General features: G+C 45.2%; 22 protein-coding genes and 3 tRNA genes. 1 reads left to right on the forward strand and 24 read right to left on the reverse strand.

All coding sequences use genetic code 11. The features are described from left to right. Window position 1 precedes the first annotated feature (1 nt). The 24 genes from pheS to rpmH all read right to left on the reverse strand — a co-directional run bounded on the left by pheS (window position 2) and on the right by rpmH (window position 15,285). Window positions 2-1,048 carry a phenylalanine--tRNA ligase subunit alpha gene (pheS, locus tag PHV44_04085; protein MDD5592465.1) on the reverse strand — a complete coding sequence of 349 codons (1,047 nt, stop codon included), beginning with the start codon at window positions 1,046-1,048 and terminating at the stop codon, window positions 2-4. Continuing rightward, a complete protein-coding gene (locus tag PHV44_04090; protein MDD5592466.1) occupies window positions 1,018-1,521 on the reverse strand; it encodes a DNA-binding protein in 504 nt (167 codons plus the stop codon). The genes pheS and PHV44_04090 overlap by 31 nt, the downstream gene beginning before the upstream one ends. Next, on the reverse strand, window positions 1,521-3,026 hold the full coding sequence (locus tag PHV44_04095) for a TrkH family potassium uptake protein (protein ID MDD5592467.1): 1,506 nt from the start codon (window positions 3,024-3,026) through the stop codon (window positions 1,521-1,523). Before PHV44_04095 ends, PHV44_04090 begins: the two co-directional genes overlap by 1 nt. Before the next feature lie 114 nt (window positions 3,027-3,140). Continuing rightward, window positions 3,141-3,803: an NAD-binding protein gene (locus tag PHV44_04100; protein MDD5592468.1), complete on the reverse strand. Its 663-nt coding sequence runs from the start codon at window positions 3,801-3,803 to the stop codon at window positions 3,141-3,143. Window positions 3,804-3,882: 79 nt separating this feature from the next. Then, window positions 3,883-4,527 carry a TrkA family potassium uptake protein gene (locus tag PHV44_04105; GenBank protein MDD5592469.1) on the reverse strand — a complete coding sequence of 215 codons (645 nt, stop codon included), beginning with the start codon at window positions 4,525-4,527 and terminating at the stop codon, window positions 3,883-3,885. Between the two features lie 106 nt (window positions 4,528-4,633). Next, window positions 4,634-4,981: a 50S ribosomal protein L20 gene (gene rplT / locus PHV44_04110; protein ID MDD5592470.1), complete on the reverse strand. Its 348-nt coding sequence runs from the start codon at window positions 4,979-4,981 to the stop codon at window positions 4,634-4,636. A gap of 89 nt (window positions 4,982-5,070) precedes the next feature. After that, window positions 5,071-5,271, reverse strand: a complete 201-nt coding sequence (gene rpmI / locus PHV44_04115; protein ID MDD5592471.1) for a 50S ribosomal protein L35 — start codon at window positions 5,269-5,271, stop codon at window positions 5,071-5,073. 53 nt (window positions 5,272-5,324) lie between these two features. Further along, a complete protein-coding gene (gene infC, locus PHV44_04120; GenBank protein ID MDD5592472.1) occupies window positions 5,325-5,840 on the reverse strand; it encodes a translation initiation factor IF-3 in 516 nt (171 codons plus the stop codon). An 80-nt stretch (window positions 5,841-5,920) separates the two neighbouring features. After that, on the reverse strand, window positions 5,921-7,645 hold the full coding sequence (gene thrS / locus PHV44_04125) for a threonine--tRNA ligase (protein ID MDD5592473.1): 1,725 nt from the start codon (window positions 7,643-7,645) through the stop codon (window positions 5,921-5,923). An 80-nt stretch (window positions 7,646-7,725) separates the two neighbouring features. Then, window positions 7,726-7,800 (reverse strand) — tRNA-Val (locus PHV44_04130). Window positions 7,801-7,813: 13 nt separating this feature from the next. Further along, window positions 7,814-7,896 (reverse strand) — tRNA-Leu (locus PHV44_04135). Between the two features lie 6 nt (window positions 7,897-7,902). Continuing rightward, window positions 7,903-8,550 carry an LAGLIDADG family homing endonuclease gene (locus tag PHV44_04140; GenBank protein ID MDD5592474.1) on the reverse strand — a complete coding sequence of 216 codons (648 nt, stop codon included), beginning with the start codon at window positions 8,548-8,550 and terminating at the stop codon, window positions 7,903-7,905. Window positions 8,551-8,578: 28 nt separating this feature from the next. Continuing rightward, window positions 8,579-8,653: transfer RNA gene (locus tag PHV44_04145), tRNA-Cys, on the reverse strand. A gap of 4 nt (window positions 8,654-8,657) precedes the next feature. Beyond that, window positions 8,658-9,203, reverse strand: a complete 546-nt coding sequence (locus PHV44_04150) for a flavoprotein (protein MDD5592475.1) — start codon at window positions 9,201-9,203, stop codon at window positions 8,658-8,660. A gap of 12 nt (window positions 9,204-9,215) precedes the next feature. Next, window positions 9,216-9,422 carry a DNA-directed RNA polymerase subunit omega gene (gene rpoZ, locus PHV44_04155; GenBank protein MDD5592476.1) on the reverse strand — a complete coding sequence of 69 codons (207 nt, stop codon included), beginning with the start codon at window positions 9,420-9,422 and terminating at the stop codon, window positions 9,216-9,218. A gap of 3 nt (window positions 9,423-9,425) precedes the next feature. Next, window positions 9,426-10,037 carry a guanylate kinase gene (gmk, locus tag PHV44_04160; GenBank protein ID MDD5592477.1) on the reverse strand — a complete coding sequence of 204 codons (612 nt, stop codon included), beginning with the start codon at window positions 10,035-10,037 and terminating at the stop codon, window positions 9,426-9,428. Next, entirely contained in the window at window positions 10,034-10,858 is an 825-nt protein-coding gene (locus PHV44_04165; protein MDD5592478.1) for a YicC family protein, read from the reverse strand. Before PHV44_04165 ends, gmk begins: the two co-directional genes overlap by 4 nt. Window positions 10,859-10,873: 15 nt before the next feature. Further along, window positions 10,874-11,380, reverse strand: coding sequence for a nucleoside-diphosphate kinase (locus tag PHV44_04170; protein MDD5592479.1), 507 nt, complete (start codon window positions 11,378-11,380; stop codon window positions 10,874-10,876). Beyond that, the gene (locus PHV44_04175; protein ID MDD5592480.1) at window positions 11,377-12,240 is read right to left on the reverse strand and encodes a ParB/RepB/Spo0J family partition protein; all 864 of its coding nucleotides are present in this window, start codon (window positions 12,238-12,240) and stop codon (window positions 11,377-11,379) included. The genes PHV44_04170 and PHV44_04175 overlap by 4 nt, the downstream gene beginning before the upstream one ends. Then, window positions 12,222-13,034 (reverse strand): ParA family protein, encoded by an 813-nt coding sequence (locus PHV44_04180; GenBank protein ID MDD5592481.1) that lies wholly within the window; start codon window positions 13,032-13,034, stop codon window positions 12,222-12,224. Before PHV44_04180 ends, PHV44_04175 begins: the two co-directional genes overlap by 19 nt. Before the next feature lie 90 nt (window positions 13,035-13,124). Beyond that, on the reverse strand, window positions 13,125-13,355 hold the full coding sequence (locus PHV44_04185; protein ID MDD5592482.1) for a Jag N-terminal domain-containing protein: 231 nt from the start codon (window positions 13,353-13,355) through the stop codon (window positions 13,125-13,127). After that, window positions 13,352-14,869: a membrane protein insertase YidC gene (gene yidC, locus PHV44_04190; protein ID MDD5592483.1), complete on the reverse strand. Its 1,518-nt coding sequence runs from the start codon at window positions 14,867-14,869 to the stop codon at window positions 13,352-13,354. The genes PHV44_04185 and yidC overlap by 4 nt, the downstream gene beginning before the upstream one ends. Before the next feature lie 63 nt (window positions 14,870-14,932). After that, window positions 14,933-15,148, reverse strand: a complete 216-nt coding sequence (gene yidD / locus PHV44_04195; GenBank protein ID MDD5592484.1) for a membrane protein insertion efficiency factor YidD — start codon at window positions 15,146-15,148, stop codon at window positions 14,933-14,935. Then, entirely contained in the window at window positions 15,148-15,285 is a 138-nt protein-coding gene (gene rpmH, locus PHV44_04200) for a 50S ribosomal protein L34 (GenBank protein ID MDD5592485.1), read from the reverse strand. Before rpmH ends, yidD begins: the two co-directional genes overlap by 1 nt. A 440-nt stretch (window positions 15,286-15,725) precedes the next feature. Here rpmH and dnaA point away from each other — a divergent pair, with 440 nt between their 5' ends. Next, on the forward strand, window positions 15,726-17,060 hold the full coding sequence (gene dnaA / locus PHV44_04205; GenBank protein ID MDD5592486.1) for a chromosomal replication initiator protein DnaA: 1,335 nt from the start codon (window positions 15,726-15,728) through the stop codon (window positions 17,058-17,060). Window positions 17,061-17,108: the final 48 nt, after the last annotated feature.

Below are 17,108 nucleotides of genomic sequence, written 5' to 3' on the forward strand. Positions count from 1 at the left end.
TTTAGAACTGTTTTAAGAAACGCAGATCATTTTCAAAGAATAAACGGATATCATCAATACCGAACTTCAGCATCGCAATTCGCTCAATGCCCATGCCAAAGGCAAAGCCGGTATATTTTTTGGGGTCATAGCCGACGTGTTTAAAGACATTGGGGTGGATCATGCCGGAACCTAAAATCTCCAGCCACCCCTTCCTGCCGCACACAGAACAACCTTTGCCCTTACAGATAATGCAGGAGATATCTACTTCTGCGGAGGGTTCAGTAAAAGGAAAGAAATGCGGCCGAAAACGCATCTTTATGCCTGGCCCAAAAATAGACTTGGCTAAAACTTCTAATACGCCTTTTAAGTCAGAGAACCGGATATTTTTATCCACCATAAAGCCCTCTATCTGATGGAACATAAAAGAGTGGCTGGCATCCACAGCATCTGGACGATAAACCCGGCCGGGGACAATCACTGCTAATGGAGGTTTACGGGATTTCATCACCCTAATCTGCACCGGCGAGGTGTGGCTGCGTAGTAATAAACGGTCGCTGGCCGCCGGCCGCCGGCCGCTGGTCTTAACCGGTAACTTAATATAAAACGTATCAAACACATCCCGGGAGGGGTGTTCTAGGGGAATATTCAAGCCGGTAAAGTTATTGTATTCGGTCTCTATCTCAGGGCCCTCTACCACAGCAAAACCCATACGCATAAAGATATCGCAGATCTCATCCGTCACCTGGGTCAGAGGATGCAACCTGCCCAGCTCTTGGGCAATACCCGGCATAGTGATATCGCAGGCACTTGCTTTCTCGCGGGTAGGCTGGGTAGCGATAACTTTTTGTTTCTCGTCGATGAGAGAAAGTATTTTATTTTTTAAGGCATTGGCCTCTTGGCCAAATGCCGCGCGTTCCCCTTGAGGAAGGCCGGGGATTTCACTTGTTAACTGGGCAATAATGCCTTTTCTCCCCAAATACTTCAGGCGGAATTCATCCAGGCCTTGCGCAGAAGCTATATCTTTGATTTCGGAATCTATTTGATTTTTAATAGCCTCAATATCCATACCAGACACAACCCTCCCAATAAAATAAGGGTTAAGTTTCTTTTACCCGGGTTTAGTTTTTCTATAGCGGGCCTACCCGGTTTAATCTTACGTATAGCCTGGGCATGGATGTCTAAATCCCCCCCGTGCTCCAAGCAGGCGCGATGAAAAACACCCGTAATCTCCATCCACTCACCTTTAGATTTATAACTGCCGGTATAAATGATATCCCGGGTTAAGTTTTTTTCTATCCAGATACCGATAGCGTTGGAACCATCATTGATATTGACCCAGGCAAATTCCCCGCGCACCATGACATCGCCGATTATCTCGCCTTCGTAGACGACTACTTTGCCGTCGTAAAGCTTGGCGTTATTAATTAATTCGGTGCTAGAGATGGGTTGGGCAAAGGCAGTAGTAAGCCCTAAGCCACAAGTTACAAGTAAAAATAATATACTAACGACTAACGACCAACGACCAACGGCTTTTTTCATTATTTCTTCCCTTTTATTGCTGCAATAAAGAATCCAATCAAAGTAAACACTGACATAAACTCCAAGCGGCCTGCCCACATCTGCAATATATAGGTAAGTTTTAAAACCGCCGGCATATGGATATCGGTAATCCCGCAAGATAACCCCACGTTTGCTGCCGCAGAAGTGGATTCAAAGAGAGAGGCTAAAAAAGGATACCCTAATAACATACCTATAATCGCGCCTATGCCATATAAAAAGAGATAGGCTAAGGTAATTAATAATGCTGACCTGACCTGTTTGTCTTCCAGAAAAATTTCTTTGATGTGGTGGAATTTCTGGGCCACCACTGCCTTCTCCGGCAAAATAATCCGCTTTAAATCCTGCTTCAGGGCCTTAATGATAATGCCGATACGCAGCATTTTAATGCCGCCGGTAGTAGAACAGACCCCTCCGCCTAAGGCCATGGCGCAGATAACCGCTACTAAGGCCAGGTCTCCCCATTCATTGATAAACTGGCGGGCATAGATGGTCATATAACCTGTGCCGGTATGCCCGGAAATGAGCTGATAAAAGCCCTTACGAAAGAGCACCATAGCCTTGGGGTATGCGCCGGTATGGCTTAAGCCCACTGCGGTAAGGAAAAAGGTAAGCATCACAGTCATAAAAAGCGTCCTGGTTTCAATATTCTTAAATATTTCCTTGAGGTTGCCCATCCAGAGATGGTAATGCAGTTTAAAATTCAGCGCGCCCAGAATCATAATGACCACCGTGATTACTTCAAAGGTGAGGCTGTGATAATAAAGGATGTTTTGCGACTGCGGGGCAAACCCGCCGGTATCAAAGGCAGCCATAAAAATACAGGCGCCGTGGAAGAAGGCATTTACCGGCCTCATGCCGTTTAACAGGCCTACAATGCCTAAGGCCAGGGTACCTAAAATCAGATAAACAATACTTACCAACCAGATAAATCTGGCAGTATGGATAACATTGGGCAGGAGCCTCTCGTCGCGCGCCTCGCCAACGTACATCTTAAGTGCGCCAGAGAACCCCCGCACTAGGAAAGAGAGCGCGACAATGACAATACCCTGGCCTCCGATAAACATAATCAGGTGCCGCCAGAGATTATGGGTAAAAGACAAATGGTCAAGGTCCTGCACTAAAACCAGGCCCGTGGTCGCAAAGCCGGACATAGCATCAAAACAGGCATCCAGGTATGATTTCCAGTGCCCGCTTAAGTACAGGGGTATAGCGCCTAAGAACATCGCCGCCAGCCACGAGAGGCTCACGACGATCATCCCCTGCATCCAGTTCAGGTCTTTTCCCGTGAAACACAATTTGGTTAAGATTAAACCGAATATCAGGGCTATCTCTATGCTGATTAAAAAATCTAATGCGGGATTTATCTCGTTAAAAGCTAATGCTATGATGACCGGCAAAAACATCGTCAGGCCCAGGCTCAGGATAATCTTGCCTAAATAGTAACCGATGTTTTTAACGTCGTCTATGTGGGGCCTGAGGATCATATTTTAAAATATAAGGCTAGGGAGATTAAAAACGCAGCCAGCATTATGGCCAGGGCATATAAAACTTCTATGGCAATGCCCGAAGTAGCATTTAAAAACGGTTTTAACCTCATTTTATATTTTTCCTGCCAGTAAATTTAACAGCTGCGGCTCGTTGCCTATCAGCGTCAGGGCAATAATATCATCCCCGGGCTTAAGGACTGTATTACCTTTGGGGACGATTACCTCTTCTCCCCGGACAATAGAAACCAAGACCGAATCCTGCGGTAGTTGGACATCCTGAACCTGTTTGTTGATTACCGGCGAATCAGGGGGCAAGTCCAGGCGTACGATGGCCAGTTTCCCGCGCTTAAAACTCATCAAGTTGACGAAATCCGAGAAGGAGACTTCTTCTTCGATAATCTTGGAAATAATTTTAGTAGAATCAATGGGTACGTCCACCCCTAATTCAGAAAAGGTGTGTTCGTTCTCGGGATCGTTCACCCTGCCTACGGTACGGCTGATTTTAAAGATCTCCTTGGCTAGTTGGCAGATGATGAGATTGTCTTCGTCGTCGCCCGTGACCGCAGCCAACACTTCCGCGTGGGCAATCCCTGCCTCTTCCAGGATGCGCGGCTCGCAGCCGTCGCCGTTAATTACCATGGCCTCTAATTCCTTGGTTATCTCTTCGCAAATCTGCTTGTTTTTCTCCACGATACTCACCGTATGCTTATTCAGGCTTAGCCTCTTGGCTAAAAAATAACCCACCTTACCCGCACCTACTATTATGATATACATAATCGCCCTCTTCGTTATTGCGTTACTTGCGTTTTAGCGTTATTGCGTTCGAATGCTATAACGCAATAACCCTATAACACTATAACCCAAACCTTTCTCTTACTTTAGTTAGGCTGGCCACCTTCACTGCCGCTGTTAATATGTCTCTTTCTCTTAATGTAGTTGAGGATTCCGGGATAATGACGCCGTGCAGCCGCCTGATGGCCACAACCAAAAATTCTCCGGGGATATTGATATCCTGTATGGTCTTGCCTATCAGGTTATCTTTGGCTTCTATCTCGATAACCCCCAGTTCTTTAGTCTCAATGAGGTAACTGGAAAAGCGGCTCTCGATGATTTTGTCCCTGAGCATCGCGGCAAACAAGATTGTTCCGCTGATAATCTCAAGGCCCAATGCGGCATAGATATGCGCGCGCTGGGGGTCATATACGCGGGCGATAACCTTGGGGACCTTGAAGATTTTTTTGGCTGCCTGCGCGGAGATTAAATTGGTATTGTCGCCGTTAGTTACCGCACAGAAGGCATCCGCCTTTTCAATGCCCGCTTGTTTTAGCAGGCTTAAAGAAAAACCATTGCCTACCAGAGTTACTCCGTTGAAAGTATCGCCAAGACGGTCAAAAGACGCCTGGCTCTTATCAATCACGACTACGTCGTGCCCTTCTGCTGATAAGAGTTTGGCTAATTCCGAACCTACTCTGCCGCAACCTACTATTATCACATACATAATCAACCTCGCCGTTCATTGAGTTCGTTGAGTCTATAGAGTTTATTGAGTTAACCTTACGAACTCAATAACTCAAAAAACTCAACAGGCTCAAATAACTATTATATTATCCTCTGGCTATTTCCACTAATTTCTTAAATGCCTGGGTGTCTTTTACTGCCAGATCCGCCAAAACTTTTCTGTCCAAACCCACCTTGGCTTTTTTTAGGCCCTGCATAAAACGGCTGTAGGTAATGCCTGCGCTGCGGCAGGCGGCATTGATGCGCGCGATCCATAACCTGCGGAATTCTCTTTTTTTGACCCGCCTATCGCGATAGGCATACACCAAGGCATGCAGGAGCGCGCGGCGCGCCTGCTGGTATTGTTTACTGCGGTCCCCCCAAAAGCCCTTGGCCTTCTTTAAGGCCCTCTTCTTCCTTCTCCTTGTTGCTACGCTGTGTTTGATTTTCGCCATAATATTACTCCTTTATAGTATTCCGTTTTGTATCAAAGTATCACGTGTCAGAGTGTCAAAGGAAAACTTTGATACTTGACACCTTGACACTAACCGTATGGTAACATCCTTTTGATATACTTGATATCTTTCTTTCCTCCCACAATCCTTGCGCGCCTTAAGGAACGGATCCTCTTGGTGTCCTTGCTGGTCAAAAGATGGCTCTTGCCGCAAGGCGAATATTTGATTTTACCCTTCTTGGTCAGATGCAATCTTTTCGCTACGCCTTTTTTGGTTTTCAATTTTGGCATTTTACCTCACCCCAATCGTCGTTATTAATCTATTAATGAACCCTCTGCCTTGTTTATTTCGGGCCGGCAATGAAATATATAACCCTGCCTTCTAACATAGGCTCTTTTTCTACCTGCCCGTCGTTCTGTAATTCCAGAATAAATTTATCGATAACCTTTCGGCCTATATCCAGATGCTCCATCTGCCTGCCGCGGAAGAACATGCTCACCTTGACCTTGTCTTTTTTCTTCAGGAAACTGATGGCATGTTTTACTTTTATCTGGCAATCGTGCTCGTCGATATTAGGCTTAAGGCGGATCTCTTTTATGCGGGACTGGTGCTGGTGCTTCTTGGCCTCGCGTTCTTTCTTCTCCTGGTCGTATTTAAATTTAGTAAAATCGATTACCCGGCATACCGGAGGGCTGGCCGCAGGCGCAACCTCAACTAAGTCTAACTCGTGTTGATTTGCTATCTCCAGGGCCTGCTGAATAGGGACTACTCCCAACTGGTTACCGTCTGGCCCCACCAGGCGCACTTCTGGTACGCGTATTCTTTCGTTGGTGCGGATAAACTTTTTTATCGTAACCACCTCCTTTTGGAGTTTGTTGAGTTCTTTGAGTTTGTTGAGTTAGTTGAGTTAACTCTATGAACTCTACAAACTCTATAAACTCAATGAACTTTATTTTCTATTTCCTGCCTTATCTGTTTTACAAATTCTTCTATAGGCTTTGCCCCTAAGTCACCCTTGCCTCTTTGGCGCACGGCAACGGTCCCGTTTATCTCCTCGCGCTCGCCCACAATCAGGATATAAGGAACCTTTGCTAATTCTGCCTGGCGTATCTTTTTGTTCAGAGTCTCGTTACGCTCATCCACCTCAAATCTTATATGAGATTTTTCTAATTCGGGTTTAATCTTGCCCCTGATATACCCCTCTAATGAATCTTTTACCGGGATAACCATGACTTGCGTGGGGGCTAGCCACAGAGGAAACGCACCCTTATAGTGTTCTACCAAAGCGCCGATAAAACGCTCAAGGCTGCCCAAGAGCACGCGGTGCAACATTATAGGCTGTTTTTCTTTTCCTTGAGAGTCCACATAGGTAAGATTAAATCTTTTGGGGAGCGCGAAATCGCATTGAATAGTAGCGCATTGCCATTGGCGCTTCAGGGCGTCCTTTAATTTTATATCAATCTTCGGCCCATAAAATGCGCCCTCTCCCGCATTTACCGTATAGGTTAAGCCTTTTTCTTTTAATGCCGCCTCCAACGCCTCGGTGGCCAGCTGCCAGTCTTCTTCTGAGCCGATATATTTTTCCGGACGCGTGCTTAACTCAATCCCCACGTCACTAAAACCGAAGACCTTCATCGTATCAAAGACAAATTCTATAATCATCTGTATTTCCTGCACCAGTTGTTCGGGTAAACAAAATATGTGCGCATCGTCCTGGGTAAAGCCACGCACCCGAAGCAGGCCGTGGAGGACCCCTGTCTTTTCATGGCGATAAACCGTGCCCAGTTCAAATAACCGTATAGGCAGGTCTTTATAACTGCGTATCCTGGATTTATAAATCAGGATATGGCCAGGGCAGTTCATCGGCTTTAAAACAAACTCCCGGTTTTCGATTTTTAAGATGTACATGTTCTCTTTGTAATATTCATAGTGGCCGGAGGTCTTCCAGAGCTCTGCCTGCATAATATGCGGGGTAATCACTATCTGATAGCCGCGGCGCAGATGCTCCTGCTTTTCGTAATCCTCGATTATCGTCCGCAGTAGCGCGCCCTTGGGATGATAAAAGACCAGCCCTGCCCCTGCCTCTTCATGATAGATATCAAATAATTCCATTGCCGGCCCCAGCTTCCTGTGGTCGCGCAACTTTGCCTCTTCTAAATTTTTTAAATATTCTTCTAATTTTTGCTTGGTTTCAAAACAAGTCCCGTAAATCCTCTGCAGCATCGGATTTGTCTCAATCCCGTGCCAATAAGATCCGGCAACAGAGAGCAATTTAAAGGCCTGGATTTTGCCGGTGGATGCCAGATGCGGCCCGCGGCATAAGTCTATAAAATCTTTGCCTGTCTTGTAGATGGAGGCTGTCTCCCCGGGGAGCGCCTGGATAAGTTCTATTTTATAATCCTCTTTTAATTTTTTGAATAAGGCGAGCGCCTCTTTTTTGGAGAGCTCTTCTCTGATAAAAGGCTCATCCTTAGCGATTATTGCGCGCATCTTTTTTTCTATCTTTTCTAAATCCTCGTCGGTAAATGGCTCTTTCTTATCAAAGTCATAGTAAAAGCCGTCTTCGATAGAAGGGCCGATGCCCAGCTTCGCCTGCGGCCAGAGCTCTTTTACCGCCTGAGCCATAATGTGGGAACACGAATGTCTTAAGGTATCTAAATTCATCGTCGTTAATCGTTATTCGTTAATCGTTATTAGATGGCTAACTTATCCATTAACGATTAACTATTAACCAATAACTAAAATGGGCGCTACAGGACTTGAACCTGTGGCCTTTTCCATGTCAAGGAAACGCTCTAAACCAACTGAGCTAAGCGCCCGATAAATTCAAAGTGGGCAAGGAGGGAGTCGGACCCTCATGACCTTGCGGCCAATGGCTTTTAAGGCCATCGTGTAAGCCATTCCACCACTTGCCCAAATTTTCATGATGGTTCGCAATAAACAGTTGTGCTTTTATCCCAACCTGTATACGAACTCAAGCACTGTTGAGCCAAATTTATCTTCCTCTCAAGCCCAAAGCAATGTTTATAATAACACTGTTTAGCAATTTCTCTTGCCGCCATTTTACCGTATTTTAATACCCAAAAATTATTTCTGCTGTTATGAATCTTACCGAAAACTTCTAATAACCCCGCTATTGTGTCGCTTAACCAGTGAACAAATTCTTCGGAGCCAGAATATATCCTCAGGCTCCATTGTTCTCCTTTATTGGTCGGGTGTACCCAGCGACGGATACATCCGTCACCGTCAATTACTCCTCTTAAAAAATCAACGAAATATTGATTTGGTATTTCTAGAGCACCCAATGTCAGAGATTTATTTTGTGTTAGCCCAATCGATAAAAGGAAATTGTATAAATTTTTGTTTCCTACCTGAATATGAAAACATCTCTGATTTTTACTATTATATTTGATACCAATTTTGTTCTTGAGCCCGGTTGCGTCTTTAATCGCCTGAAGGAATTGAGAATCTTTAGAGGTTATGTCTATATGTCTCCCATCCGGACATAAACACCCATCAGTTGCAATCAAACCTACCAAATACCAAAGATTTGAACCTTCAATTTTCAATTCTTTTCGCTTATTCGGCATGTAATTTTGGAGGCGCGGAGCGGATTCGAACCGCTGAATAACTGTTTTGCAGACAGTTGCCTTGCCACTTGGCTACCGCGCCAACATTATCTCAAAATTTTTTTGGCCTCTTTAACTATCGTCTCAACCTCTGCCAAACAACCCGCACCCACTCTACCGCAGGCAAGCCTGCCCTTTATCGGCTCGACAAATCTAAACCCTAATGATTTTAATTTCTGAATATTAGCCTGGGTAATGCGATTCTTATACATATTCTCGTTCATCGCCGGGCAAATCAATATCGGCGCGCGGGTTGCGCAACAGACGCAGGTCAATAAATCGTCGCATATCCCCGAGGCGATCTTGGCAATAATATTCGCCGTTGCCGGCGCAACTAAAACAAGATCCGCCTTCTCAGCCAAAGCCACGTGCTCTATCTCCCAAATCTCTGGCTCCTCAAATAAGCCCCGATAGACTTTATTCCCGGAGAGCCCCTGAAAGAGCGCGGGCCGGATAAACTCCTCTGCCTCCTGCGTCATGACGACCGTAACCGAGAACCCGCCGCTTTTGAGCCGCCGGAGAATATCGCAGGCCTTATAAATAGCAATGCTTGCCGTTACCCCTAAAACAACGCTCTTCTCTTTATCCGCCATTATGCACCTTCTTTAAGAAGCCTTGGCCTTCTTATAACGCACCTTGCCTTCGGCAATCTCAAACAAAGCTACGGTGGAGGGCTTTATGGACGCATCTACCTCCACAAGTTTGGGTTGGCCTTCGGCAATCTCTAGGGCCCTTTTAGAGGCCAGGATGACTAGTTTATAAATTGAGTTATCGCTCTTATCCAAGAGTTTCTCTAAGGGCACGTAAACCATATTTTAACCTTTCCTTGTTTTTAGGCCTGCAATTTCTTCTAATATAATATCCTTTAACTGCCTTACTGCCTGGCGCAGGTCCTTATTCACCAGGCAATAATCATACCTGCTTGCTGCCTTGACCTCTCCCTGCGCCAGTTTCAGGCGCTGCCTGACCTCTGCACCCTTGGTCTTACGGCAGCGTTTTGTCATCCTCTCTAAAAGCGCACCTAGTGATGGGGGCATGATAAAAATTGTTACGGCATTATGTGGATAGAGCCGCTTCAGGGTAAGCGCACCCTTTAAATCTAAACAAAGAATAACATTTTTGGATTTTTTAATCTGCCCGTCAATAAAATCCCCGGGTGTGGCGTAATAATACCCCAGATATTCGGTCCATTCAAGTAAATTACGCGCCTTGCGCGCTTCGGCAAATTGCTTCTGGCTCACGAAAAAGTAATCTTTCCCCCTCCGCTCGCCGGAGCGCTTCGGCCGCGTGGTCCAGGAAACAGACTTCACCAGTTTATTGCGCAGGCTTTTGTCAGAGAGCAGCCTTTTAGCAAGCGTGGTTTTACCCGAACCCGACGGCCCGGACACGACAAATATCAATCCTTTACGCTTTTGGCTTTTGCTCACTCTATATTCTGCAGTTGTTCGCGCATCTTCTCGATTTGGCTCTTGACCTGCACCACTTGTGAAGAAACCATTGCATCGCAGGACTTAGCGCCCATAGTGTTGGCCTCGCGTTGCATCTCCTGGGCAATAAAATCCAGTTCCTTGCCTATAGGGCCGTCCTTCAAAAGTTGCTCGTGAAAATTATGGGCATGAAAAATCAACCGTTCCATCTCTTCTGAGATATCGGCATCTTTTAAGAAACTGCTGCGCTCTTCCTCTGTTTTAAAGCGCGTGGCCTTATCCCGTATAACCCTGCCCAATCTCCTCTTTATGTTATTGAGGTACGCTTCTAATGCCTGCGCCCTTATTTTTAAATAACGCCCCAAGGCCTGGCCTTCCTTACGGCGCATGCGCACCAATTCATCGAGGGCCTTCTGTACTAGCACCTTCAAGCGCGGCCAGATGCGGGTTTTGGAAATTTGATTTTCCGCCAAAGATAAAACTCCGGGTAAGTGTATTAACGTATCCAGGCGCACTTCATCTTTCAGGCGGGAATCTCTCTGGATTTTACGCAGCGTGGAAATATAATTTTTTAGCAGCCTCTTATTAACAAAAATATTATTGGCGCTCCCGCCTGTGATATTCATCGCGCATACCACCCGGCCCCTTTTGACGCGCGCCTCTATTTCCTGCTTTAACTTATCCTCCAGCGATAAAAACCCCGCCGGAAGATGAAAGACCGTCTCTAAAAATTTATGGTTAGTGCTCCTGATTTCCAGACAAATTTTGCCAAAAGGCAAAATCAGCATCTCTTTACTGCCAAAGCCAGTCATGCTCTTCATCTTAATAACCTCTCCTTAGGCCCAGACCTTAACCTTCTTCTCTTTTTCCACTACTTCTTTGGTGGGATATAAATTTACAATAATCTCATCGGGCGTAAACCAGAGTTTGATTTCCCTTTCGGTATCAGCCTCGTTTGCCGAGACATGTATCACATTCTCATAAACCCCGGAAGTAGTGATCCTGCCGTAAGAACCCCGGATGCTCGTGGGGTCGGCCTCCTCGGGATTGGTGGCTCCGGCGAGCTGCCGGCATTTAGTAATCGCGTTCTCTCCCCAATAAACCAATGCCATGACTTTACGGCGGTTATGCAGCTCCCCGCAGATATACTTTACTATCTCCCCGAAAAATGGCTTATCTTTAAGGTGCTGATAATGCTCTTCTGCCAAACCCTTAGACACACGCACAATTTTGGCTGCCACAATCTCCAGTTTTGTCTCAGAGAGACGAGTGAGGATGTTCCCGGTTAAAGATTTTTTCAGGCCATCGGGCTTGATCAGAATTAAGGTTGCCTGATTCGTCATAACGAGCCTCCTCTGACAATCTTCAGAATTCTTTCTAAATCTTCCTGTGAATAAAATTCCACAAGGATGTGCCCGCGTTTCTTGCGCTTGCTGATCCTGACTTTTGTGGCTAAGATGTGCTGCAGCTCTTCCTCTAAAACCGCTACATAAGGGTCGCGTAATCCCTGGCCTATCTTGCGCTTGGGCATTCTCCTACGCTGTGTTTTGATCAGGTTCTCCAGCTCTCTGACCGACAGGCTCTTAGAAATAGCCTCCTGGGCCAAGCGGCGCTGTTGGTTTAAATCTTCTACCTCCAGCAGGGCCCGGCCATGGGCAAAAGAAATACGCCCCTTCTTAATCTCCTCTTGAATTTCCTGCGGTAGATTTAATAAGCGCAAGGTATTGGTCACCGAAACCCGGGACTTACCCAGGACCTGGCTAATTTTTTCGTGCGTAACCTGAAATTTTTCAATAAGAAATTGGTAGGCATGTGCCTCTTCAATGGCGTTAAGCGCTTGCCTTTGAATATTTTCTATTAAGGCAATCTCCAGGGAATCGCGGTCCTCCACGTCTTTGACGATAACTGGTATCTCTTTTAAATTCAATAACTTAGCTGCACGGAATCGCCTTTCTCCGGCAATCAATTCATAATCATCGCCCCGGCGCCTGACTAAGACCGGCTGGATTACCCCTTTTTCTTTTACGGACTGGGTCAGCTCTTCCATACCCTGGCCATCAAAATCCTCGCGCGGTTGAAAAGGGCTGGGCTTGATATGCCCTAATTCAACGTAAAGGACTCCTGCCTGTTTTCCGACGGAATCCGGCAATTCCTTACCGGGGATTAAAGCGCTTATTCCTTTGCCTAAGGCTTTTCTTTCCATTCTACTTCTCCTTCTGGCTGAGTATTGCCGGCAAGAGGAATCCCCAAAATCTCTTTGGTTAATTCCTCGTATTTTTGCGCGCCGATAGATTCTTTATCATAGAGGGCAATGGGCTTGCCGAAACTCGGCGCTTCAGTTAAACGGATACTACGGGGTATGACTGTATTATAAACTTTCTCTTTAAAATAAACCCGCGCTTCCTGGATTACTTCTTTGGTGAGGTTGGTACGGAAATCTGCCATAGTTAATAATACTCCCTCAATGTCGAGGCCAGGATTAAGATTTTCTTTCACAAGTTTAATAGTATTAGCGAGTTGCGTTAATCCTTCCAGGGCATAGTATTCGCATTGCACGGGGATAAGAATAGAATCAGATGCGCATAATGCATTAATAGTTAAAAGCCCCAGAGAAGGCGGGGAATCAATAATGATAAAATCAAAATTTTCCCGCTCTTTGGCAAGGGCCCTCTTTAACCTGTATTCCCGGCCGAGCGTGCCTACTAATTCCACTTCGGCACCGGTAAGATCTAAATTAGACGGCGCTAAAACAAGATTGGGCACAGCAGTAGGCTGCAATATTTCTTTAATGTCCAGCTCTTCTAAAAGGACGTGATAAGTGCTCTTTTTGATATCATGCTTATTGATACCTATGCCGCTGGTAGCATTGGCCTGAGGATCTAAATCAATAAGTAAAACTTTTTTTTGGGCTAAGGCAAAATAAGTGGCTAAATTAATGGCTGAGGTAGTCTTACCTGTGCCACCCTTCTGATTACAGATACTGATTACCTTACCCATTGCAATTTATATAGTTACAAATTGTTGTACGGGGAACATATATTTACTAACGTTTATTTTATCTTTATTTTATTACAAGAAAACAGCTTGTCAAGTATTTTCTTTTCCGCCGAAGGCGGATCCGCCTGCGGCGGAATCTCTTATAATACTTACCCTGACTTTTGCGGGCTTGGCGCCAGGCATACCAAAAAGCCCTTTTTCTTCCTCGGAGAGCACCTCTATTTTTACTTTAGAACGCGGAAGCTTGAGTTGTTTTAAGGCCTTCTTGATTGCATCTTCTACAGTACTACCTTCAATTTCCAGGCTAAATTTAGGGGTCATCTTTTCCTGCTCATCAGCACCTGCTGTAACAACATCAGCGTACTATTAATAAACCAATATAAGACTAACCCTGAAGGCATCCGATAAAAAATAAAGCCGAACATCAGGGGAAAAATAATCATCATTAATTTCTGCTGGTCGGCAGAACCACCACTGACAGCAGACATGGACATTTTTTGCTGGAAAAACATCCCGATAGCCATTAATATCGGTAAGATATTAATTTCATTGCCTAATATGGGGATAGATGTCGGCAAAACAAATAAGCGGTCCGGCGAGGATAAGTCTTTGATCCATAAAAAGTTAGCGCCTTTTAAGGCTACAGAGCGGATAAGCACTTGGTAAAGAGCAAAGAATATGGGTATTTGCAGGACCATAGGCAGGCAACCGCTGAGGGGGTTTACTTTATACTCGCGATATAAAGCCATAATCTCAGTATTGAGTTTTTGCGGATTGTTTTTGTGGAGTTTCTTTAATTCTTCTATGGCAGGCTGTAAGGCCTGCATCTGCTTCATAGAGCGCATTTGTTTTATGGAGAGGGGATAGAGGAGCAAATAGATCAAAAAGCTTAATATAATGATAGTAACGCCCCAATTATGCACTAAAGAATAGAGCAGGTCTAATAATTTCAAGAGGAGCCGGGCAATAAAATCAAAGGTGCCATAATACATCACTGCTGCCCACTCTGATTTCGCCGCAGTGATTTGTCGCAACTCTTGCGGCCCCAAATAGATACGAAATGTACGCCGCGCTTGTTGACCGGGATTTAAAGCAAGTTCCCCACTAGCTAAACCTACCAGTGATTCCTGCGCATTCAGTTTTTTCACAAAGCCGGTGTAATTATCAGGATCCGGTTCGACAATCATACAAAAATAATTATCCCGCAAACCCATAAATTTCACAGCACTAAAATTAATTTCTTTGCGCAGATTAGAATGCACTATCTTATCACCGGCGGCTATGGTGAGATCCTGCAACCGGGACTGCGCAGGCCCGGCTGCGAAATTTAAGACACCCAGGGTTAAAGGCAGGCCAACAAAGAGGGGCTGACCGGATAAATTCTGCGCTGTAATTTCCAGGCGGATTTCGTAATCTCCGACGGCAACGAAGCGTTTGGTAATCTGTTTGGCGTTATCGCGATAGATAAAATTCACGCCTTGCGGGGTAATGCTTTCCTTACGGAAGACAAGGTTGGCATCGCCTGATAAGAGCCCGTATTTTATGGGAAAGGCATAATCCTGATAAGATTTAAAGACTACCTCCTGAATCGCTGCCTGAGATTCATTAAAAATAAGGTCGTATTTTGCTTGAGAAAATTTCAATAGGGTAGGAGTAATGGGGTCGGGTTTGGGTAACGCCAACGCTTCTACAACTACTGGCTTAACCGCACCCGGCGCTGATATATTTTGTGTAACTCCTTTATTATCAATATTATAAGTCTTAGAAACCAAGGCGGACCAGCTTAATAAAACCAGCAACGAAAGCGCTATAGCTAAAATTAAACGTCTATCCATAATTTTACCCCGCTAGATAAAGGTTATCCCGCCGCAACCACATTCTTTGGCGGGAGTGATTATTTATAGTAAGGGATCCCAACCACTTTTACGCGAGAAAGGATGGCACGCTAATAGCCTCTGCGCACCCTTTAAAGTCCCGCGCAAGAAACCGTATTTGCTGATCGCCTGTTTAGTGTATTCTGAACAGCTGGGCAGAAAGCGGCAAGAGGAAGGCAGCATCCTGCGTATGCAGCTTTGATATATATTAAGGAGACCGAGCGCTGCTCTTTTTAACATTAAAGAGAAATACTGTGTCTGCCTTTTTGGCGCCGACGGGCTAAAACTGCTCTGCCTGCCTTTGTGGCCATGCGGCGCCGGAACCCGTGCCGTCGTTGACCGACGATATTTGTGGGCGTCTTTAAATTTTTTTTCATGCGGGGGCTCGTCCTTGTATTGTATGGCGTTTAGAATAGTGCAGTAATTATAACATAAGCCAACGCCAAGTCAATACCGCTTTTTAAAATATTATCCCGCGCCCCCTAACCACTTGAATCAAGATAACCACGGGTGAAAAGGATATTTAAAGTATTGATCCATGGGCGAACGGTTTTAGCGGGTCCTGCCGCGGGGGCGCCTCTCGTCAAATTTTCCTCGAGGCATCCCCCGCGTCACCCGCTAAAAGCATTATCTATAAACAGTATGCTAATTTTAAACTTAACTTGATTTTTGTTGACTGACACAAAAATTATTGTATAATAATGCACACACCTTATTTTCTCTTGCGCTATTATTGGGCTTTGTTATAATATTTCCACAGGTTTATCCAAGTTGTGCATAAGCTGTGAATAATGTAGATAAGTGGGGCAATTAAGCCATGCTGGACGTCCAAGGGCTTTGGGAGAAGGCGAAGAGCCATTTACAAGATAAGCTGGGTAAGACTACTTTTGACACGTGGATACTGCCTCTGAAGCCAAAATACACAAGCGAAACTGAGCTGACCCTGGCAGCCCCGGATACTTTTTTCCGGGACTGGGTAAATACGCACTATGGCCAACCCATCCAGGAAGCAATTAATGGTTTCGCCAAGCAGGTAATCCGTCTGCATTTAGAAGCCGCCTCTGCTGCCAAGGATAGTTTATCCCGACTACCCCCACTGGCCACAACTAAAATCCAGGATATAAAGGATATCTCCGGCCTGAACTCCCGTTATACATTTGAAAATTTTGTCATCGGCCCGTCTAACCGCCATGCCCATGCTTATTCTCTGGCAGTGGCAGAATCCCCGGCCAAAACTTATAACCCTTTGTTTATATACGGCGGGGTGGGCCTGGGCAAGACGCACCTGATCCAGGCGGTCTGCCATCATGCTAAAAACAAGGCCGGGGGGAATCTTAAGATCTGCTATATGACTTCAGAGCGGTTCACCAATGAGCTCATCGACGCCATACAGCACCATTCTACACCTGCCTTCAGGCAGAAATACAGAAACGTGGATATATTGGTCATAGATGATATACATTTTATTGCCGGCAAGGAATCTACCCAGGAAGAATTCTTCCATACCTTTAATACATTATACGACGCCCACAAGCAGATTATTATTTCCTCCGATAGGCCGCCCAAAGAGATATCTAACTTGCAAGACAGGCTCGTCTCCAGGTTTGGCTGGGGGTTGACTACGGATATACAGCCCCCGGATTTAGAAACGCGGGTGGCGATATTAAAGAAAAAAATCGAGAGAGAGCCGGTGGCAGTGCCGGATGAAGTCATATTTTTTATCGCCCAGCTGATTAAAACTAATATCCGGGAATTGGAGGGCGCTCTCATACGCACCATAGCTTATTCTCTGTTGGAAGAGAAACCAATTACCTTAGAATTAACCAAAGAGGTTTTAAAAGACCTCTTAAAAGAACCACAAAAATTAATTACCGTGGATTTTATACAGCGTTGCGTGGCGGAAGAATACGGGGTGTCGCTTGCGGACTTAAAGACCAGGCGTAGGAGCAAAAATATTGTCCTGCCCCGGCAAGTAGCTATGTATCTGAGCAGGGAACTTACAGACCTGTCTTTGCCGGAAATAGGTAATTTTTTCGGGGGCAAAGATCATACTACCGTATTACATTCCTATAATAAAATCAAAAATGATTTAAATAGTAACGAGATATTAAAAAACAAGGTAGAAAGGGTTATACAAGTTATTCAACAGTAAATCCAAGGGTTATGATAGTAATGTGTTTTATATAACCAACGTAAAATA

The organism is Candidatus Omnitrophota bacterium (genome assembly GCA_028717245.1).
Classification (GTDB): domain Bacteria; phylum Omnitrophota; class Gorgyraeia; order Gygaellales; family Profunditerraquicolaceae; genus JAGUYA01.